This is a genomic window from Enterobacter sp. 342 (genome assembly GCF_036663495.1).
GTDB lineage: Bacteria > Pseudomonadota > Gammaproteobacteria > Enterobacterales > Enterobacteriaceae > Enterobacter.
The window spans coordinates 1-17,224 of sequence record NZ_JAWUEI010000049.1 but is presented as its reverse complement, the minus strand read 5'-3'; the positions used below and the strand labels follow the sequence as shown (position 1 = coordinate 17,224).

21 protein-coding genes are annotated in these 17,224 nt (G+C 51.7%); 1 reads left to right on the top strand and 20 read right to left on the bottom strand.

Annotated features, from left to right (window positions below; genetic code table 11):
- Positions 1-212: 212 nt before the first annotated feature.
- The 16 genes from V6E55_RS23555 to V6E55_RS23480 all read right to left on the bottom strand — a co-directional run bounded on the left by V6E55_RS23555 (position 213) and on the right by V6E55_RS23480 (position 13,106).
- Positions 213-3,518, bottom strand: coding sequence for a phage tail tape measure protein (locus tag V6E55_RS23555; RefSeq protein WP_316944021.1), 3,306 nt, complete (start codon positions 3,516-3,518; stop codon positions 213-215).
- A gap of 13 nt (positions 3,519-3,531) precedes the next feature.
- Positions 3,532-5,193 carry a terminase large subunit gene (locus V6E55_RS23550; protein ID WP_316944020.1) on the bottom strand — a complete coding sequence of 554 codons (1,662 nt, stop codon included), beginning with the start codon at positions 5,191-5,193 and terminating at the stop codon, positions 3,532-3,534.
- Positions 5,177-5,533 carry a phage terminase small subunit P27 family gene (locus V6E55_RS23545; RefSeq protein ID WP_316944019.1) on the bottom strand — a complete coding sequence of 119 codons (357 nt, stop codon included), beginning with the start codon at positions 5,531-5,533 and terminating at the stop codon, positions 5,177-5,179. The genes V6E55_RS23550 and V6E55_RS23545 overlap by 17 nt, the downstream gene beginning before the upstream one ends.
- 128 nt (positions 5,534-5,661) lie before the next feature.
- Positions 5,662-5,814, bottom strand: a complete 153-nt coding sequence (locus tag V6E55_RS23540; RefSeq protein ID WP_316944018.1) for a hypothetical protein — start codon at positions 5,812-5,814, stop codon at positions 5,662-5,664.
- Positions 5,807-6,250 carry an HNH endonuclease signature motif containing protein gene (locus tag V6E55_RS23535; protein WP_316944017.1) on the bottom strand — a complete coding sequence of 148 codons (444 nt, stop codon included), beginning with the start codon at positions 6,248-6,250 and terminating at the stop codon, positions 5,807-5,809. The genes V6E55_RS23540 and V6E55_RS23535 overlap by 8 nt, the downstream gene beginning before the upstream one ends.
- The gene (locus tag V6E55_RS23530; protein WP_045341406.1) at positions 6,250-6,543 is read right to left on the bottom strand and encodes a head-tail connector protein; all 294 of its coding nucleotides are present in this window, start codon (positions 6,541-6,543) and stop codon (positions 6,250-6,252) included. Before V6E55_RS23530 ends, V6E55_RS23535 begins: the two co-directional genes overlap by 1 nt.
- Complete coding sequence (locus V6E55_RS23525) at positions 6,540-6,878, bottom strand: phage head closure protein (protein ID WP_085075979.1); 339 nt, start codon at positions 6,876-6,878, stop codon at positions 6,540-6,542. The genes V6E55_RS23530 and V6E55_RS23525 overlap by 4 nt, the downstream gene beginning before the upstream one ends.
- Complete coding sequence (locus V6E55_RS23520) at positions 6,875-8,119, bottom strand: phage portal protein (protein ID WP_316944016.1); 1,245 nt, start codon at positions 8,117-8,119, stop codon at positions 6,875-6,877. The genes V6E55_RS23525 and V6E55_RS23520 overlap by 4 nt, the downstream gene beginning before the upstream one ends.
- A 1-nt stretch (position 8,120) precedes the next feature.
- Positions 8,121-8,681, bottom strand: coding sequence for an HK97 family phage prohead protease (locus V6E55_RS23515; protein WP_316944015.1), 561 nt, complete (start codon positions 8,679-8,681; stop codon positions 8,121-8,123).
- 51 nt (positions 8,682-8,732) lie between these two features.
- Positions 8,733-9,899, bottom strand: coding sequence for a phage major capsid protein (locus tag V6E55_RS23510; protein WP_316944014.1), 1,167 nt, complete (start codon positions 9,897-9,899; stop codon positions 8,733-8,735).
- Positions 9,900-10,119: 220 nt separating this feature from the next.
- A complete protein-coding gene (locus V6E55_RS23505; RefSeq protein ID WP_032422848.1) occupies positions 10,120-10,302 on the bottom strand; it encodes a hypothetical protein in 183 nt (60 codons plus the stop codon).
- Positions 10,303-10,604: 302 nt separating this feature from the next.
- Entirely contained in the window at positions 10,605-12,356 is a 1,752-nt protein-coding gene (locus tag V6E55_RS23500) for a DNA primase family protein (RefSeq protein ID WP_316944013.1), read from the bottom strand.
- Entirely contained in the window at positions 12,340-12,531 is a 192-nt protein-coding gene (locus V6E55_RS23495; protein ID WP_021538179.1) for a DUF4222 domain-containing protein, read from the bottom strand. Before V6E55_RS23495 ends, V6E55_RS23500 begins: the two co-directional genes overlap by 17 nt.
- A complete protein-coding gene (locus tag V6E55_RS23490) occupies positions 12,518-12,733 on the bottom strand; it encodes a hypothetical protein (protein WP_021538180.1) in 216 nt (71 codons plus the stop codon). The genes V6E55_RS23495 and V6E55_RS23490 overlap by 14 nt, the downstream gene beginning before the upstream one ends.
- Positions 12,730-12,924: a hypothetical protein gene (locus V6E55_RS23485; RefSeq protein ID WP_048210785.1), complete on the bottom strand. Its 195-nt coding sequence runs from the start codon at positions 12,922-12,924 to the stop codon at positions 12,730-12,732. The genes V6E55_RS23490 and V6E55_RS23485 overlap by 4 nt, the downstream gene beginning before the upstream one ends.
- Positions 12,903-13,106, bottom strand: a complete 204-nt coding sequence (locus V6E55_RS23480) for a host cell division inhibitor Icd-like protein (protein WP_224085200.1) — start codon at positions 13,104-13,106, stop codon at positions 12,903-12,905. Before V6E55_RS23480 ends, V6E55_RS23485 begins: the two co-directional genes overlap by 22 nt.
- A 187-nt stretch (positions 13,107-13,293) precedes the next feature.
- On the opposite strand from V6E55_RS23480, the gene V6E55_RS23475 reads away from it, so the two are divergent.
- Positions 13,294-13,479, top strand: a complete 186-nt coding sequence (locus tag V6E55_RS23475) for a YlcI/YnfO family protein (protein ID WP_048982935.1) — start codon at positions 13,294-13,296, stop codon at positions 13,477-13,479.
- Positions 13,480-13,831: 352 nt separating this feature from the next.
- Here the strand turns inward: V6E55_RS23475 and V6E55_RS23470 are convergent, their stop codons facing one another.
- From V6E55_RS23470 to V6E55_RS23455, 4 genes are all read right to left on the bottom strand, one after another.
- Positions 13,832-14,344 (bottom strand): hypothetical protein, encoded by a 513-nt coding sequence (locus tag V6E55_RS23470; RefSeq protein WP_045286786.1) that lies wholly within the window; start codon positions 14,342-14,344, stop codon positions 13,832-13,834.
- A 20-nt stretch (positions 14,345-14,364) separates the two neighbouring features.
- Positions 14,365-14,649 carry a helix-turn-helix transcriptional regulator gene (locus V6E55_RS23465; RefSeq protein ID WP_032660569.1) on the bottom strand — a complete coding sequence of 95 codons (285 nt, stop codon included), beginning with the start codon at positions 14,647-14,649 and terminating at the stop codon, positions 14,365-14,367.
- Between the two features lie 141 nt (positions 14,650-14,790).
- Positions 14,791-15,717: a hypothetical protein gene (locus V6E55_RS23460; RefSeq protein WP_126489803.1), complete on the bottom strand. Its 927-nt coding sequence runs from the start codon at positions 15,715-15,717 to the stop codon at positions 14,791-14,793.
- A gap of 93 nt (positions 15,718-15,810) precedes the next feature.
- Positions 15,811-17,037, bottom strand: coding sequence for a tyrosine-type recombinase/integrase (locus tag V6E55_RS23455; RefSeq protein ID WP_063840523.1), 1,227 nt, complete (start codon positions 17,035-17,037; stop codon positions 15,811-15,813).
- Positions 17,038-17,224 lie beyond the last annotated feature (187 nt).

Sequence of the window (17,224 nt, the reverse complement as noted above, 5' to 3'; positions counted from 1 at the left end):
CTTCAACAATATGTTTCATAATCTATATATCTCACTGATTTTAATCAGTTAAAACCCAACCCAGACTACGCAAACCAGTGTGAATTGATACACCGATTGATATACGGATTATCGCACAAATCCGAAATGATGCGATAGCATGAGCACAGTTGAAAGGCGGCGAGTATACAGCATCAGGTGGTTAAATTAAAAAAGCCCCTTGCGGGGCAACCTCATGCTCCTTTGATCATTCGCCACAAATAGCCGCCAGGCCGCGTCTGGATATCAATTTCTTTTTTAACACCTGCTTCTATGGCCTGCTGGTATGCTTTCGCCAGTGCCTGCTGATTACCCACAGGTTGTTGGGTACCCTGGCTGTTTATGGTAACCGGAGCATAAACATTGTTACCCCCGACATTCTGAGGGACACCCATCGCCCGCACCCCCAGTGAACCATCAGCAGCACGGGTAAGCGGCATAATGGCTTCAGGTCCAGCCTCCGCAAATACACCTGCACCTTTGGCAAATGCAAAAAGCTGAGGCGTCTGGAAAACGCCGTTGCTGTAGGCGCTCAGGGATGGGGAGTCGTAAACATTACCTTTAGCATTAAAGGTGAAGTTCGCACCAGCATTCTGAATAGCGGTACCACTACTGGCGGCAGCGGCGGAAGATGCACCGAAGCTGAAGAGAGAACCAATTGAACTGACGCCGTTAGCAAGAGCCATGTTGATTGCAACATTTTCAACAATTTTGAGAACACTGACCCCCCAGTCCTTCCAGCTGTCTACGTTACCGTTAAGCATGTCAGTAATGGTGGTAACAGCCCCGCCCATCGCCTGCTTCATCCCGTCAGCTGCCATGGAAGAGTAATCTGTCGCTTCATCCACCCAGTTGGCATAGCCTTCAGACAAGCCCGTCATCCAGTCATCCCGCTGAGCATCAGAAGCAGCGTAATATCCTTCCTGGTCGCGCAGGCGCTCTTCAAGGTAACGCTTATTGAGGGCTAACTCCTGCTGGTAAACGTTCTCATTAATTTGATCGGCTTGTCGCTGGCGAAGGAGATCGGTGTTCTTCTGCTCAAATTCCTTGCGGATATTAAACTGTTCCTGCATTCGTTCACGGAACCGGGTTCCTTGCCCGTAACCAATAAGCTGAGCATCATTAGCTGCGCGGGCGCTGGCATTGCTGTCAGCAAGGCTGGCTTCGTAATTTCGCAGTTGCTCACGCAATTTAACCTGGTCTATTAGCGCAGCATTCTGTAATACCGTCTTTTTCTGGGCTTCCGTCAGAGCAGCAAGCTCTCCCTGACTGACCTGGTATTTAACCTTGGCCAGTTCAGAGCTCTGATCTTGCAGGGCGATCTGCTCTTTTTGCTGTTTGATGAGACGGTTATAAACATCCTCAGTTTTTTGTTCCGAGGTTTTACCGCGGGGCTTCTTTTGTGATTCCAGCAGATTAAAATCAGTGGCCGCATTGGACTGAATGGCGGCGATTTGTTTTTCCTGTCCCGGCAGAACGGCACCGCTGTTGTCCGTGCGAATAGCCCCCTGTCGGATGGCATCCTGTAGCGCCTTGAGCTTTGCTCTCTCCACCCCATCACGCTGGGACAGTGCAATACTCTCTTCCTGCTGTTTAATAAACTTGTCGTAGGACGAATTATTAATTTCAGGGTTACCTGTAACCCCGCCAGACTTCTTACGCATCTCATCCATAAACTGGATGGTCACGGACATGGAAGCCGCCATCGCATCGTTAACGTTGATCGCGTTCTGAATATCCTGCTGAATCTTTCTGAAAGCAGCTCCGGAGACAGAAACCTTGTTCGCAAGCTCATCCTGTAGCTTGTTCTGGCTCTCAACGACCTTATTTAGTTGAGCCGTGGTATCGGCAATATCACGCGAAATTTGGTTATATTCCCTCTGCGCTTTGGCAGCATTGCGCACATAACCATTATTCTGATCGTGCTCAACGCCAAGCTGGCGGGCCAGTTTGGTATATTCAGCAATGGAGGCCGCTGCCTCATCCTGTTTATCCCGCAGGTCTTCCAGCTTGTCTTTCAGTGCGTCAATAGATGCCCCCGAGTCTGAGATCGAGCCACGCAGCTGAATCTCGCTCATTTCTTTCGCTTTTTCCACGACACCATCGAGCGTGGACGCATACTGAATGGCAGACTGTCGGGCCTGCTCCTGATTCTGATACCAGGCGTACCACGCGCCAGCCCCCAGCATCAGAATGCCGGGAATCCCACCAAACAGAGAAGATACGCCAGCCCATGCAGTGCGGGTGATAGAGGTCATGGCATTGAGGCGCTGATTCGCAGCAGCCAGGGCATTCACCGTCGCTATCTCTGAGCGGTTGACCTTCACCAGATCGGCAGAGTTTTTGGCAAGGAGGCCACGGATAGCCGTTCGCTGTTTCTCAGTCGTTGCAAGCTCAAGCTGAGCAACCAGAGACTGCTGGTTAGTCACCAGCATGGCCTTATCTGCTGTGATCTGCGCCAGAGAAGCGTTTGCACCTTCAATTTTTGCCGCCGTCAGGGAAATTTCCTCTGTTCTTGCGGCGATAAGCTGCTCAGTTTGCGTCTTAAGCTGCTGCGTCCAGTTGCCAAAGTAGCGGGATACGCCCACGGCGGTAAGCACACCTGCAGCGGTAGCAACGGTATCAATATTGTCTGCCAGCGATTCCAGACCTCCAGCCAGCGTGGCGGAGGCACCATAGGCATCGTTAGCGCCGCCAACCCACTGCATAAAGGAGTTTTCCACCTTCTGGAAAGAGCCGGATACCGTTTTCGGCATGGCTTCAAACTCACCCTGCATGGCCTGTAGCTGGCTCGTAATCGCAGGGACGACCTTATCAATCGTGAGCAAGCCCTGATCGGCCATTGCTTTCAGGTCTTTTCGGGCAACGCCCATGCCAGCGGCCAGCGCCCTGATAATGCGGTCGCCGTTCTCGTTCACTGAGTTAAATTCTTCACCTCGCAGCACGCCCTGCGCGAGCGCCTGGCTAAGCTGCGTGATAACCGAGCTGGCTTCTGCTGTACTGGCCCCGGATAACTTAAGGCCGGTGCTCACCGCTTCTGTCACTTTGAGCACTTCGGCAGACGAATAGCCGAACTCACGCATTGACGCAGAGGAACGGGCGAACAGTCCGGCATTATCGCTGAATGCGGTGCCTGTTTTCTGGCTTATCTCCATCAGGGCACGCTGAGAATTAGAAAAATCTTCCGTCGAAGTGGAGGCCTGTTTTAGCCTCGCGTTAACGGAATTCCACTCATCGGCCAGCGTAATGAGGTGCCCGGTGGCAAACGCCCCCGCAAAAGCCCCAGCCAGCCCCGTAGCGGCCCTTTTGGTTTCACTCAGCTGTGAAGATACCGCCGCCAGCGCCTGTTGTGTTTCTCTCGTTGCAGATGATGCCTTTCGCCCTCCATCCTGCATCGTTTTGTAATAGTTTTGCCCCAGACGAGAGGCCCGCTGTATCTCCGTCTGAAACGACTGTGAGTTTGCCGAAATTTTAATAATCAGCTCTCGCAACGTTGCCATAAATTACCTCGATTCAGATGCCGTCAAACTTAGCGAGACGCTGTTTGTGGCTTTCACTCATATCAAACGCAAAATCCTCGTGCTCAGCCTGGAAGGTTCCGAACGCCATCAGCGCGGATACAGCCGGGTCTATCTTGTTGGAGGATTTCTTCTTGTTGGGCTTAATGTTGGCGTTGGCATCCGTCTCCATCACCACGTTACCAATCGCCCAGGACAAAACAGGATCGCCGCGATGGCGCACTACCTTACGGTTAACGAACACCTCAAATGATTTCGCCACCGGACTGAACTTGAGATAGGTTTGCGGGAACGGCTCCACATCAAGCCCTGCTCCCTGTAACTGGGTGCGCAGGTGCGTGGCGTTCCACGTATCGAAACCCACCAGCCGGATATTGAAGGTTTCAGCGTCGCGCAGAATATCGTCACGGATGCGGTCATAGTCGATGCAGTCGCCGGGTGTGGTGCGTATCCATCCCGCTTTTACCCACTGTCGGTAGATGGCGCGGTTTTTGTTGGCGACGTTAAGTAGCTGCGCTTCCGGCAGATAATGACGGGTCAGGAGTCGAATCTCCCTGTCGAACGGGAAAGTGTAGCTCACGCTGGTGATATCGCTGGTTGAGGACAGGTCAAATCCTGCGTAGCACTCCATCCCGGCCAGATCTTCTTCGGCATAATCGAGTGCACAGGCATCCCATGCCCCAGCACCCATCCACGGTGTGGAACCCTGACACCAGATATTGAAACGCTTGGTCAGCATCTCCACCCACTGAGACGGTATGCCCCGAGCTTTCTGGATGGTGGATTCCAGTTTCGCCGCGTCAACGGACACATGCAGGTTGGGGTTAGCCTTGATCCACATTTCCGGCTGCTCAACCTCGCTTTCGTCGTCCAGCTCGTAGATCAGGACAAACATCGAATCGTTGCTCTCTTCCCCGGCCAGAATCTGGCAGCAGTAGTCATAATGCTGTTTACAGGCAGAGACAACGTTACTCCCGGCTGTCGTGATGGCGAACAAAATCGCCTCCGGACGTGCGCCCATACCCAGCTCAAGCGCGGAATAAACGCCGTTATCCGGGTGAAGGTGGTATTCATCGACAATCGCTAGACTGGGGTTAGTCCCCTCAATGGTGGCCGCTTTCGCCGCCAGCGGCTTTAACAGGCTGTTGCTCTTCGGGAAAATGACCTTATGCGCCTGGATATTGACGCGCTTTTTCAGCGGTTTTGACAGCAGACACATCTGGCGGGCATCGTCGAACACGATTCGGGCCTGATCACGACTCACCGCCGCCGTGTAGATATCCTGCTGGCCCTTCTCCATCACCAGAAACCAGTTAGCCAGCATGGCGGCCACGGTGGATTTGGCATTCTTGCGCGGTACTTCAATAAAGGCGCTGCTGTACTTGCGGCGCCCTGAATCCCTGACCTTAAAGCCCAGCAGGTTAGCAAAGGCGAACTGCTGCCAGGGCTCCAGCTCGATAGGCTGGCCCCGCAGCGGGCCTTTGACGTGTGGACAGAGCCGGGAGAAGGCAATAAACCGCTCTACGGTAGCCGTATCGAACTCATAACGGGGGTCATTGAGGTCGGAAAAGTACCTTTCCACGGCCTGTTTTACGCGCTTACAGGCCGGAATTTCACCCGTTTTTATCGCGTTTGCGTACTCATTCCAGACGGTCAAGCTCGTCTTCCTCTTCCGTTTCTACCGGGTTACGGCGGCGGCTTACCGGATCAAAGCCCAGCAGCGACGACATTTTAATCATGATTTTTTCAGCATCGGCCTTTGCACTCAGTGCCGGATTTCGGCTCTCTCCCCCCTGGCTGTTAACAATGCTGAACCCACGGCTGGCAAGGTCTTCCACTGCTTTGCGGTACATCGAATAGTTAACGCAAAAAAGCTCAAGATTGTTCCAGTCGGCGGGTGTCAAATCACCGCGCTCCGCCAGCTGCTTCGCCTTTGCTTTCCACTGCTGCGCCGCGATCTCATCAAGATAGGCGGGCGGTTTGGGTGGTCTTGCCATAACTTACTGTTTACCTGTCTGTTTTATTTTCAAAAAAAACACTGTGCGTAAAAATTTGAGGGGGCGGGTGGTGCCTTGCGGCTGGGGTTTTGTCCTGAAAACCTCCCCCACCCCATCTGTGCGGCCTGTCAGCGGTTGCGGAAGCATTCCATCACCTCCCACTCACGTTCGCTCATGCGCTTCACTGGCTGGCGCTCATTGCGTCTGGTGCGGGTCTGCATAAAGCCATCACGGCATCGGGCCAGCGACTGATACAGATTCACCACGTCTTTCTCATTCATCGCTTGCCTCATACATCCAGTTATTGCGCTGTGCTGCCCGCTCTTCCTGCTCGATGTAGAGCCCTGCTTTGCGGTTGGCTTTGGTAATGGGGTCTTGCTGCGTGGTCTTCTGGTTATGATGTGTCTGGCATAACGGCTGGTGATTCCACTCAGGCCAGAACAGAACATCACCACCACCATTGATAGGGATGATGTGATCGACAATCTTTGCAGGAACGTAGAGGCCCAGCTTCTGGCACTCAACACAAAGGGGGTGACGTTTCAGATACTGAGCGCGGTACTTCTCCCATGAGGCAGAGTAACCACGGGCGCGACGATGGCCGCGTCTGGCATCCTGCTCCCGCCACGCTTCCCGCCTGTGCTCGTCACACTTGCCGGACCTTACCCGCTTATTACATCCCGGTTCGGTGCACCGGCGCATTGGCTGCCATGGCATCAGTACACCCCCACATCACGATAGACAGACCACAGCGCAGAGATAGCCAGCGGAACCTCTTTCGCCTCAGCATCGGCAATCATCGTGCGGTACTCGTACAGCTGAGAGACGTACATCAGACAGCCGATCTTGATAGCCGGGGTGAACTCCAGCCCGTTATCAAACCGCTTGCCGATATGCTTCTGGCAGACCTCCAGCGCCGCATCGATGTACGCCTGAATCAGCGCATCCTCCTCGGTGCCATCTACACGACAATGCAGCTTTGCTTCAGCCAGGGTGATTTCAGTAGTCATTTCTCGGTCCCCTGTTTGCAGAGAATCTCAAGGCGCGTCATACCTGAGTCCGGTATGGGCGGCCCGATAATGTTGAGCGTCGCCCCGGCAAACGGGCCGGTCAGCACCTTCAGGCGGTTGGCGGCGGTAATATCGCGGCGGAAGCGCACCCAGATGCGGATCGTTGCTTCGGCAACCTCAGCACCAGCCGCTACCAGTTCACGACCGCTGATCCCCTTAACCTCAGCCCAAATAGTTTCCCCGTCTTCCCAGGTCTGAATAACCTGACCAGATGGATCTCTGTGAGTAGTGAATACCCGGATAGTTACCCGGTTTCTCAGTCCCCCGGCTCTCATGCGTCACCTTCCTTGCCGTCCTTACTGATCTTCATTTCCTGCTTCCATGCCTGGCTGAACTCGTCACCACCTTCACGCGGCGGCATCCCCTCACGCTCACGGGCTTCGTTCGGGTTCATGATCCCGTTCTTGATGCCGCGCTCATAAGTGGCGTAGCGTTCGGTTGGCGTGGCACGGAGAAGGTCAGCGGAGTCAAACTCCACCTGATAACGGGTTCCCGGAACAGGAGAGGCCACCAGCAGCGCAGATTTGATTTGTTGTTCGAAATTCGCCAGCCACGGGCGCATCGTCATGGTGAGAAAGGCGCGGCTCGCTTCGCTGAAGTTGCTGTAGGTGCTGTTGCTGTATTCCTGCAGGAAGATAGGCGACACGTTGAACATGCGGGCAATGTCTTCAATGGTGAAGCGACGGGAGGCCAGCCACTCGGCATCCTGATTACTCATGCCAAGCTGCTTGTAGTCCATCCCACCTTCAAGGATCGGCACTTTCCCTGCATTTTTAGCGCCTTTGTAGCGATCCAGCGCATCCATAGCCTGCTTGCCCTTCACGCTGTCGAGATACTCAGCTGTGGTTATGACTCCCGCCGCCATCATGCCATCTTTCATAATGCTGGCACCGTGGCGCTGTTGGGCCAGACCTAACCCCAGCGCCTCACGGCAGATGGAGATCGGGGAGCGCCCCAGAAAGCCATCATCGGTGGAGTAACGCAGGTGCAGAATCTCTTCCTGCAGGTAGGTGCGCACAGCCCCGGTAAACGGCTCGGTAACGGTATATTTGTACTTATGCTGGCCGATACGCTCAGGAACAACCGCCCCCGGCGCATAAGGGTGCAGGGATTGCGGCTGGCCGTCGCTGCCCCACTGGATCACCGCATAGGCGTTGCCGTTCAGCAGACAGTGGCGCATCATCGTGCGTTTAAACTGGTAAGGCGTCTGGCAGTCGTTAGGCTGTTCGTTCAGGAGAAAATCTACCGGATGATTGCTCAGCCATTCCCGCGCTTCTCGCCCGTTATCGTTGCGCACGCGGTAGAGATAGCAGGGCATTGTTGCCACCGCCTCACTGATAACTGACACGGCGTTCATGACTGCCGGCAGAGATTCCGCAGTACCCGCAGACACGTACTCGCCTGATCCGGTATTTGGAATCCCTGCCATCGCCAGAAACTCATCAATGGTCATGCTGCCTATGCTGCGTTGCTCAGAGGATTCAGACTTGCGGCCAAACGGCCAGATATTCCACATATCAAAGCCCCGCTAAATCAGCCCAGCGGCGACGGTTATCGCCAGCGCGGCGCAGTTCAGGATGTTGGGAGAAAAGCGAACGGTGCGCGATTTCCACGCCAGACTCAGGATAAGCAGGCATAGAGGTAACGGTAATCTCCCGCAGTTCGGCAGCGGTAACAGTGCGCAGGTATGGAGACTGCCCGATATCCCACGCCTCTTTCAGCGCCCGGAAGCCAAAGCTCATGCCGGAGATATCCCCGCGCTCCACCAGCTCCAGCACATCGTTGCCAAGCTGGGTATTCGGCGGGGTCAGCTCGAAGCGCAGCCCGGTATCGTCTTCGGACAGCACCAGCGTGCCGGATTTGGTACGGCCCAGCAGCTGGGTATAGTTATGCTCATACAGCGCACGCACATCGCTACCGGATGCCAGGCTGTCTTTAAACGCTCCCGGCGCAAACTGCTCGCGGAACTCGTCCCAGATAATTTCTGAGAGACTGTTCCAGCGCACGGCATAGCCCACCAGCTTTTTGTCGCTGGCGCTCACTTCGGAAGTACGGATTTCAAAATCGGTTGTTTTCATTACTGGACTCCACAGAGGGCAAAAAGGGGCCGCAGCCCCTTAAAAGTCAAATCAGGAACCGGAGCCGGAAAGCTCAAGCACCTTGATGGCGTTGGAGTCCACCACGCCGCCGCCCAGGTATTTATCGGTATGCACCTTGTAGAAACCCGGCTCGGTAATGTTGTCAGGACGGGTACGCACGCCAGTGGTGTGATCCACGATGAAATAGCCGCGCTTGAAGTCGCCAACCGCAAGGAACGCTTTACCCGCATCCGCATCCGGCATGGTTTCCAGATACTGAACAGGACGGCCCAGCAGCGTATCGGGAGAACCGGCAACCAGACGATCGCGCCAGATGTAATCTCCGTTGCCGTTTTTCAGCTTTTGCAGTTTGGCGGCGGTGTTGGAATTCATCACCCATACGGCGTTTTTGCGGTATTTGGCTTTCAGCTTATACAGCAGGTCGATCAGGCCATCAGAGGAAACGTCAGCCGCTTCCATCTTCTCCAGCGTACCGAACGGACGGGTTTTGTCGGCAGTGGCCGCGCGAGGGTAAGACAGGAAGCCTTTGGATTTTTTGTCACCGTCGCCGTTTACAAAGTCGCTCTCTTCGGTAGCGGTGAAGGTGTCGGCGATTTCAGAAGACAGCCAGCCCAGAATATCCACCTCGGAGAAGTCGAGAATTTCCTGAGTGGTTTTCGGGTAGGCGTAGATCGGGTTGAGTTTGATATCAACGCGCTCCATCTTCGGCGTGCTGGTCTCGGTACGTGCCTCACCTTCGGTGCCGCGATTAACGGTAGTGCCGCCCACAGATACCAGCTTCTGGTATTCGTTGGTTTTGGTGGTCTTCACCGTTGCGATGGAGCGCATCACGCTATCATCCTGCAACTGGCGCATAATCTCTTTGTCCAGCTCAGGGATAACGGTATAACCGCCGTCAGCCTGCACCAGTGTGGAGAGAGAACGGGTATCACCTGTCATGATGTAGTGGCGCAGCTCGTCGTTGCTTACTGGCTCACCTTCAACGGAAGTACCAGGCAGATTGCGCTGATCGTCGGCGACGGCTTCAAGACGGGTGATTTCAACTTCGAGGGCATCAGCCTGGGCGCGGAGTTCATCGAACTTTTTGCCCTCTTCTTCGTTCAGGCTGCGCTTTTCGGTGTCGGCTTTGTCCAGCATGGAACGCATCTGGGTTTTGAGTGCGGCTTTCTGCTGGCGTAATTCGAGTAGTTTCTTCATGGAGTGGTTTCCGTATCAATTAACGTAGAGACGTGAAACCAGCGCTTGGAGTGGAGGCCGTCAGTAAAGGAGCCTGTCTGAAGGGCAAAAAACCTGACGGCCGTGGCGGCTCACGTCTGAGTGCCACTCTTCAAGATATACATGAAAAATATAAAGAAAACCCCTACAAAAGAAGGGGGTAAGAATGAGTAAACATGAGTACAAATAATTTACAAAAATATTAGCTTTTAATATTCCACGGTGCGTGTTCCATGATTGATCCCAGGTATTCCAGGCTGGAAGTGATCCTGCGTTGCTCAATAAGCCTCAATGCTTCAAGTGCGTGAGAAGGGCTTATCCCTGCATCAATAATTGCCTTCAGGTCACGTTTCAGGTTTTCCAGTTCGATTTTATTCACACTCATTTATTTCTCCTGAGCTATAAAATTAAAAAATATACGTTTAAGTGTTCACCTGTTCACCTTTGATAATTTATTAATTAAATTCATATAGTTACAGGGTGAATACTATTCTTTCAGGTGTTCACTAGTGTTCACCCAACCCTTCACCTCAAACTGAGGAAAAGATAAAACAGGGTGAACAGGTGAATACTTGGTGAACACTTCATAAAAAAGTGTTCACCCATTAACATATTGTTATTTAATGATTTTTATACATGGTGAACAGTGGTGAACACTTATCCCATTACTTTTAATTTTCCCCGCCTTTATTCTTTTGTTGTATCGGTACACATTGGCATCCAGTCTTCTGAATCATCATGCAGGGTGACGTTCGATCTTATGCCATGTTTAGTTTTGCGCTTCTGGTACTCCTTGCCATATTCAGCCATTGCGCCTGGCATATCCGTACCGAACCGCATTAACGATACAGGCTTGCTAAGACCATTGGCCCGCATGTAAGCCAGATAAGCGTGATACAGATAACGGCGCGGGCTGAATGGCACGATCTCGGCATTACCAATCAGCATTCCATCACAAACCACCGAAGCCATCAGGTAGCCGCAAAAGTCCACCAGTGAATCCCCTTCACGTTTGATGGCCAGCGCCTCTTCTGATTTCTGCTGCTCATGCAAAAGCTGTTTGGCTTCGTCCTGCCTGGAAAAGCGAGTAAGCAGGTGGCGAATGATTACAGCCAGCTCACCTTCAATCTTCTCGGCCAGCATAGGATCGCGTTCGTTTTCCGGTACCACTTCGGAGAAGTTGAAAATCACCCGCCGTCTGGAAATCCCCCCGCTTCTGTCGCTGAACGACATGGCATTGTTATTGACGGCCAGCACCACCGCAGGTATACGGGTTGAATATGGCGCTTTGTGTTTAGGGTCAATGGCTACCTTATCCCCGCCAGTGATAGCTTTAATCCCTGCGCCGTCGCCAGCGTACCGGGTCATATCCGGCATGATAATCAGCGAATAGCCCACTACCAGCGCCCTTTCCCTTGGGTTCTCCAGCGCCGCCATGCTCGCCGATACGGTGTTGGCATTGCCCGCCAGCATCGTGCAGATCTCAGCCATAACACTTTTACCACTTCCGCCCGGCCCCGTTACCTCAAGAAACAGCTGCCAGTCGTACCGGTTCGCCAGCACCATAAACAGCGCAGACAGTACGCGGTCTGCTTTTCGGTCATTATCCGCCACAGAGCGGCGGAGCCATTTCCAGAAGTTAGGCGCATGGGTTGCCAGAGTTTCACCTTCTGCTGGTTCGCTGAATGGCAATTCGCTCGCAACGATAAGCCAGTCCTTTTTATCATGCGGTCGAAATTGGCCTAACCGGGTATCAAAAACCCCGTTGCTGAAACCAATCAGGTTACGGGCTGTGTTACCCATTACCGGGAGGCCCAGCTTCATTGTATCGACAGCGGATTTAATCGCGTTCTGCGAATAGGCGACTTCGGCATCAATAAAAATTTGCGCCATTTCCCGCTGTAGCTCTTTATCCGAAAGCGGAACCCACACCACGCCGTTGTAATGATGAACCGTGTCAGAATCAGCATGGATCGCCAGATTGCCATCGTAATGAGCAAGCAGAACCTCCCCGCGCTGGCTGGCTCCCATCTGGTTAAGCGCTGGCGTAGCACTACCCCTCGTAGTCACCATTAGGGGCTCGTCTTCCAAACGCTTCATTAATGGCGTCCAGTCCTCTTTCTCACCTTTTTCGTTGATAAACTCAGCATTGGTAACGCCAGCCTCACACAGCTTATTTGCAATCATGCTGATTTGGTTTTGCTCGATAAGTCCGGCCTGACAGACACGGGCAAACCGACGGCCTTTATCAACAATGCGCAGGTGGGGCAATTCCGCCAGTTGGGTGTGATCCAGAACCACAGGCGGAACATCGTCTCCATGCTCGCCCTTCCCTTTCTGGTAGTCCTGAGCGGCTTTCCATGCTCCCGTTCCAGCAAAGATGATGGCCTCCTCCATTTTGTCGCGCGGGAGGGTTTTCACATTAGGCGCGTTTTTCATCTTTCAGCCCCCAGCTAACGAAAGTGAACTCTTTAACGAACCTTTCCAGCGGAAAGATGCACGGAAAATCGTAACCATCACGCACAAACGTTACCCGGTTAAATGCGTTATCTTTCACCGTGACCAGTTCGCCGCGCTTATCCTTCCAGCTATCGTTGATTTCAGGATTTCGCACTGTAAGCCTCCCGCGCCTTCACCAGCTCGCCGATAGATTTGTGCAGCAGAGACATAATTGCTCCGACACGGCACGCTTCCTCACGGTGTTCTTCACCGTCGGGAATGCTGTCAATCCACATGCTCAGCACAGACATTGCGCACTCACTCTCTGAAAGGGCATTTTCAGCGTGCATCAGGACTTCAAAAGGAACTTGTCTCATTTCGCTTCTCCCATACCCAGCTCGGCGATTAATGCCCGGTGAATTTCCTGATTAAGGTCACATGCCAGTGAGATATGGTTCAGCAGGGTTTCCGAACACTCAGCACAGGCTTTTTCCAAAATGGTTTCGAAAAGTGAAGCAGCCAGCGCTGATTTGTATTCTGCCTGGTCTAAGCTGATTGGCTCACGCATGGTGCCCCCTCCCGAACTGGCAGACGACCAGCGAATACCATCACGCATCCAGCCGGTGATTGCTCACGGGCTTCGCGCTCAGTGGTAGCGGTGATGTGAATGACGTTGCGCCCGATGGCGCTCAGGGCGAGAAAACGATACTGATATTTGGGGCGAGTTTGGGTATGCTGTAATTCAGCCATAACTGTTACCTCAACTAACGGTTTGGTTAGAGGCCCGGTTAGTGTTGACGCACTGCCGGGCTTCGCGCTTACAAGGTGAATCGCACCTTTGTTTTTAAAACTACATGCAAGTGAATCGCACTTCAAGCCTTTTACTATTATTTTTTTTGCGTATACTGAATCGCACCTAGCACAAGGAGATTCAGGAATGGCAACGGGTTCAACCAACAACAAATCGCAGCAGCTTAATGCACGCTTTCCACACGATGTTGTAGCGGACTTAGAAAGCAACCTCGAAGATGGAGAGACAAAAGCGCAATTCATTGTCACGGCTGTAAAAGGCGAGATCAAACGCCGGCAGCGCAAGAAAGCCAGATCGGAATCTGAAAGCTGAACAGGGTTACTCCCCGTAATGCTGTGGACTGCCCCTCTTAAAAAGGGTCTGTTTTGCGCAACTATTAATGAGTTGTGCAGAGGCTCCCCTCTTAAAGAGGGTTGGTTATCTTCGCAGCTCTCTACGTTTTTCGTCGGAGCCTCTAAACCACGTTTAACGTTGTTTTGCCATGAACCCGAATACTGTTCGCCTTTGTCTCGATCTCCGTACGTTAAACGTATGCGGTTAATTTGTGCGTACGGATTTCGTCGGCTCAAGGTTTGACCACCAGCGGCAAGCCTGGTAATCTGGCGATGTTTCTGTAAAGCGGTATTGCACTGGCGGCCCGGCATGGCCGCCTTTGTTTTGCCTGTCATACAATAGCCTCCACTTTCAGCCCGCCAGCGGTATACCCCTGAACCCGAACACCATCGACGCGATGACGCTTTTTAGTCAGAAAGCGGATGTGATCTGCGTAGACGTACTGCCATTTACCATCGAGTGCCACACGCTTAAACCACGGATGAGGCTTAGATATGGTCTGGACAACTGGCTCGGAAGCCTTGCGGAGCGTGGGTTCTGCTGTGCATACCCCCTTATCATCACCCGTTACTCGATACAGCCAGTAACTTGCCAGCTTCCCGGTCAATTTACGGGTGCGCACGGGAATATAACCCGCCTCACGCATCGCCTTACCAAAAGTGGCATCGTCCGGGTAATACTGGCGGCGTAGTTCCGTAGATACTGAAACGGCAAAGCTGCGTTTAGTCGGGTATTCCTGCCACTGGCCGACAAATTCAAACGGAAGGCCGTTAACGAGAATTTCCTTCTGTGTGGCTTCAGGGTGAGCGAATCCCTGCCCGTTGAGGGCATTAATCATTTTCATATCTGATTACCTGTAGTTAATTAAGCAGATTTGCGGCTGTACGGGTTATTGACGTTCTCCACGGCAGGCGGATTACGAACCCACCAGAGCACATCAGAAAGAAGCCATGCACAGCTATTGCGTCCGAAGTGGCAGCGTGATGGAAAGCGCCCTTGCTGCTCCATCTTCCAGCGGCTGGAACGGGAAAGACTGGTGATCTCGCTGCATTCTTCTTCACGGATTCGACGGTCGAACTTGAAGCCGTACTCCTCCAGAAGGGTGCGGCGCTGCTCAGGATTAGGCGGGGTAAAAATGGTGTTTTGCATGTTGCCTCCACTGTTTCTAAGTTTGTGGAGGCTAGTTTGCAACCGTTAACACTGGATGGGAATACAGTTGTAAGCATAGAAGCATACTGATAATGCTTATAAATATATCAGTATGCTATAGGAGTATATGAGTAAGGCTTACTATGTTCTTTCGCTCGGCCTCTTATGCGCATTGTTTAATATTGCTGCTATTTTCGTTTCTGTTTTTATTGGCAATTCACCATTGATGAACCAGTCAGGTCTGGCGATCAACTCACGGGCCCAGGCAGAATAGTTAATAGTTCCATCTGTTTTTCTGCAACTCTCATTAAAAGCATTTTGCTGCTCTTCTTTGAAGCGCATGGCTGCCATTAAAATTTGCTCTCGATTTCTTGCATGTCTTTCAGCAGAATGATGCACAATTTCATTGCCATTCATCTTATGAGGTTCTACAAATTCAATATCATCTGTCAGCGTGAAATAATCGCCACCACAGTCAAGAAGCCGCCTTATATCCTGAGCAGTAATCCACAAATCATTTATAGAGATTTTATTTTTGAATACTTGATCGTCTTCTTCATCATAATCGCTATCTTCGCCAACCATTAAAAGCTGTACGGCGGGATTATCAGTTTCTGGATGGCACGGGGTTAATTCAAAACCACTTAGGGCATACTCTCCAAAATTTTGTAGCTCTTCTAATCCGCTCCAAAGACGCCACAACCCATAAGCCTTACCAATAGAACTGAAACACCCATTTTCTGTATCTTGACCAAATAAAGGCACGTGAATCGTTTCTTCCGTTTCCTCATTGTAATCGCATCTGTAGAGATGAAGTCTGGAAAATTCAGTAACATTGCTTCCCATCATGGATGTGGTGGAGTTTGCCTTTCTGGTATCAAACCAGTCGCATGCAGATTTGCTGTCAGTTCTCATATATAAAACAGCGCGAGCATCAAACAAATTTAGACTTAAAGATATTTTTTTAGTAACACCTAAATTAATCAGGTCGCTAATCTCACAACCAAGCAATCTCGAAGCACGTTCAATATTGCAGTATTGAAAAGGAATTTTAATGTCGTTAGCCATTGCGCTGCCCTCAACGCCCCTAAATTAATTTGCGAGTCAGACGGGTAGGGTTTCCCGCTTTTCGGTTGGCCGACCTAGGCCCGCAATATCAGTTTAATCTCTATTCATTACAGGTAACAGAACCACATTTTGATGATTACCCGCAAGAAGTTCTAATCGTTCATACCACTTATTCAGCGCGTCCAGCTTCTCAGGCAAGTACAGACTACGGTTGTAAATCGCCATGACGCCCGGCAAGGCATGGCCCAGCAGCAACTCGACTATATGTGGTGCTATACCCATATTGTTGAGCCCTGTGGAGAACGTGCGGCGTAAATCATGCAACGTCCACGGCTCGTTATGGTGAAAATATTTATAAAGCCTGCGCCCTTTCAATGAAACAGCCTGACGGGTACGATCTTCGCCCAGTAACAAACCCGTTTTCCCTGTCTCGCGCTTTAACTCTTCCAGCCACGGACGTATAGCTTCTGGTATCGATCTCACGATTTTCTCGCGGGTTTTGCTGTGCTCTTTCGGTACAGTCCAAATCCACGAGGTAAAATCCCATTCTGACCATCGAGAAAGGCGAACCTCCATCGTTCGCGCACCAAAGAGCACTAACATTTTAAGTAGACGTGAATAATACGGCTGCTGGTCATCGCTTTCTGTGCAGCGCCATACATCAGCCAGTTCGCTATCTGACAAAACGCGGTCACGTTGGCCGGATGGCTGGCCTACATCCTGAATGGTGAGAAAGACCAGGGCATCACTGGCAGCATAACGGCGAACTTTGCAGAAACGTAACGCCTGTTTGGAAATCTGAAACATGCGACCGGCGGTCATTGGCTTAGTCTGGTTTATTTCATCAAAACAGGCCACCCAATGACGGGTTTCACATCTGGAAAGTGGATAACGACCAAGGCGCGGGTAAATATGCTTGCGTAGCTGTGCCCTTACCAGTTCTTCATCGCTACGCTTTCTCCTGGCATAATTAACCAGCCAGTATTCGAGAGCATCCTGTACTGTCACAGGTTTAAGCGTTTCTTCTGTGCTCAGTTCAAGCTCTGTTTTTGGATCAAGTCCACCAGCCAGCCATTGACGGCACTTTTCCCGCTTTTCTCTCGCAGCTTTTAGCGACAAATCCGGGTAACGGCCAAGCGTTAAACGTTCGAGTTTGCTACCCCTTCCACCCAACCGGTACGAAAAAACCCAGCTTAATTGGCCTTGTTTTGATGCCCTGACGCTTAAACCTTCACCATCAGCATACATTTCTGGCGCATTACGGCTGGCCCCCTGGAGTGCCTTGAGCTTTTTATCACTTAGCTTGTTAGTGCCCGCCATAGCCCGCCCTACTTGGATTCGTGAATGCGATTGATACACCGATTGATACACCGTTCGTTGCTACAGTCGAAAAAATCGCATAAACATACGAACATAAAACATCGCATCTTACTGATAATAAAAATCAAAACATAGAAAACATGAAATCACCTAAAAGCATGAAAACACATAGTTTTTTGCTTCAACA

Coding starts and splice junctions, on each gene's coding strand:
- V6E55_RS23525 (WP_085075979.1), bottom strand. CDS start 6,878: ATGAGAGCCGGGGGACTGAGAAACCGGGTAACTATCCGGGTATTCACT.
- V6E55_RS23485 (WP_048210785.1), bottom strand. CDS start 12,924: ATGCGTGAGCCAATCAGCTTAGACCAGGCAGAATACAAATCAGCGCTG.
- V6E55_RS23535 (WP_316944017.1), bottom strand. CDS start 6,250: ATGCCATGGCAGCCAATGCGCCGGTGCACCGAACCGGGATGTAATAAG.
- V6E55_RS23465 (WP_032660569.1), bottom strand. CDS start 14,649: ATGCAAAACACCATTTTTACCCCGCCTAATCCTGAGCAGCGCCGCACC.
- V6E55_RS23505 (WP_032422848.1), bottom strand. CDS start 10,302: ATGAGTGTGAATAAAATCGAACTGGAAAACCTGAAACGTGACCTGAAG.
- V6E55_RS23530 (WP_045341406.1), bottom strand. CDS start 6,543: ATGACTACTGAAATCACCCTGGCTGAAGCAAAGCTGCATTGTCGTGTA.
- V6E55_RS23515 (WP_316944015.1), bottom strand. CDS start 8,681: ATGAAAACAACCGATTTTGAAATCCGTACTTCCGAAGTGAGCGCCAGC.
- V6E55_RS23510 (WP_316944014.1), bottom strand. CDS start 9,899: ATGAAGAAACTACTCGAATTACGCCAGCAGAAAGCCGCACTCAAAACC.
- V6E55_RS23500 (WP_316944013.1), bottom strand. CDS start 12,356: ATGAAAAACGCGCCTAATGTGAAAACCCTCCCGCGCGACAAAATGGAG.
- V6E55_RS23455 (WP_063840523.1), bottom strand. CDS start 17,037: ATGGCGGGCACTAACAAGCTAAGTGATAAAAAGCTCAAGGCACTCCAG.
- V6E55_RS23480 (WP_224085200.1), bottom strand. CDS start 13,106: ATGGCTGAATTACAGCATACCCAAACTCGCCCCAAATATCAGTATCGT.
- V6E55_RS23520 (WP_316944016.1), bottom strand. CDS start 8,119: ATGTGGAATATCTGGCCGTTTGGCCGCAAGTCTGAATCCTCTGAGCAA.
- V6E55_RS23470 (WP_045286786.1), bottom strand. CDS start 14,344: ATGAAAATGATTAATGCCCTCAACGGGCAGGGATTCGCTCACCCTGAA.
- V6E55_RS23555 (WP_316944021.1), bottom strand. CDS start 3,518: ATGGCAACGTTGCGAGAGCTGATTATTAAAATTTCGGCAAACTCACAG.
- V6E55_RS23540 (WP_316944018.1), bottom strand. CDS start 5,814: ATGAATGAGAAAGACGTGGTGAATCTGTATCAGTCGCTGGCCCGATGC.
- V6E55_RS23460 (WP_126489803.1), bottom strand. CDS start 15,717: ATGGCTAACGACATTAAAATTCCTTTTCAATACTGCAATATTGAACGT.
- V6E55_RS23475 (WP_048982935.1), top strand. CDS start 13,294: ATGGCAACGGGTTCAACCAACAACAAATCGCAGCAGCTTAATGCACGC.
- V6E55_RS23490 (WP_021538180.1), bottom strand. CDS start 12,733: ATGAGACAAGTTCCTTTTGAAGTCCTGATGCACGCTGAAAATGCCCTT.
- V6E55_RS23545 (WP_316944019.1), bottom strand. CDS start 5,533: ATGGCAAGACCACCCAAACCGCCCGCCTATCTTGATGAGATCGCGGCG.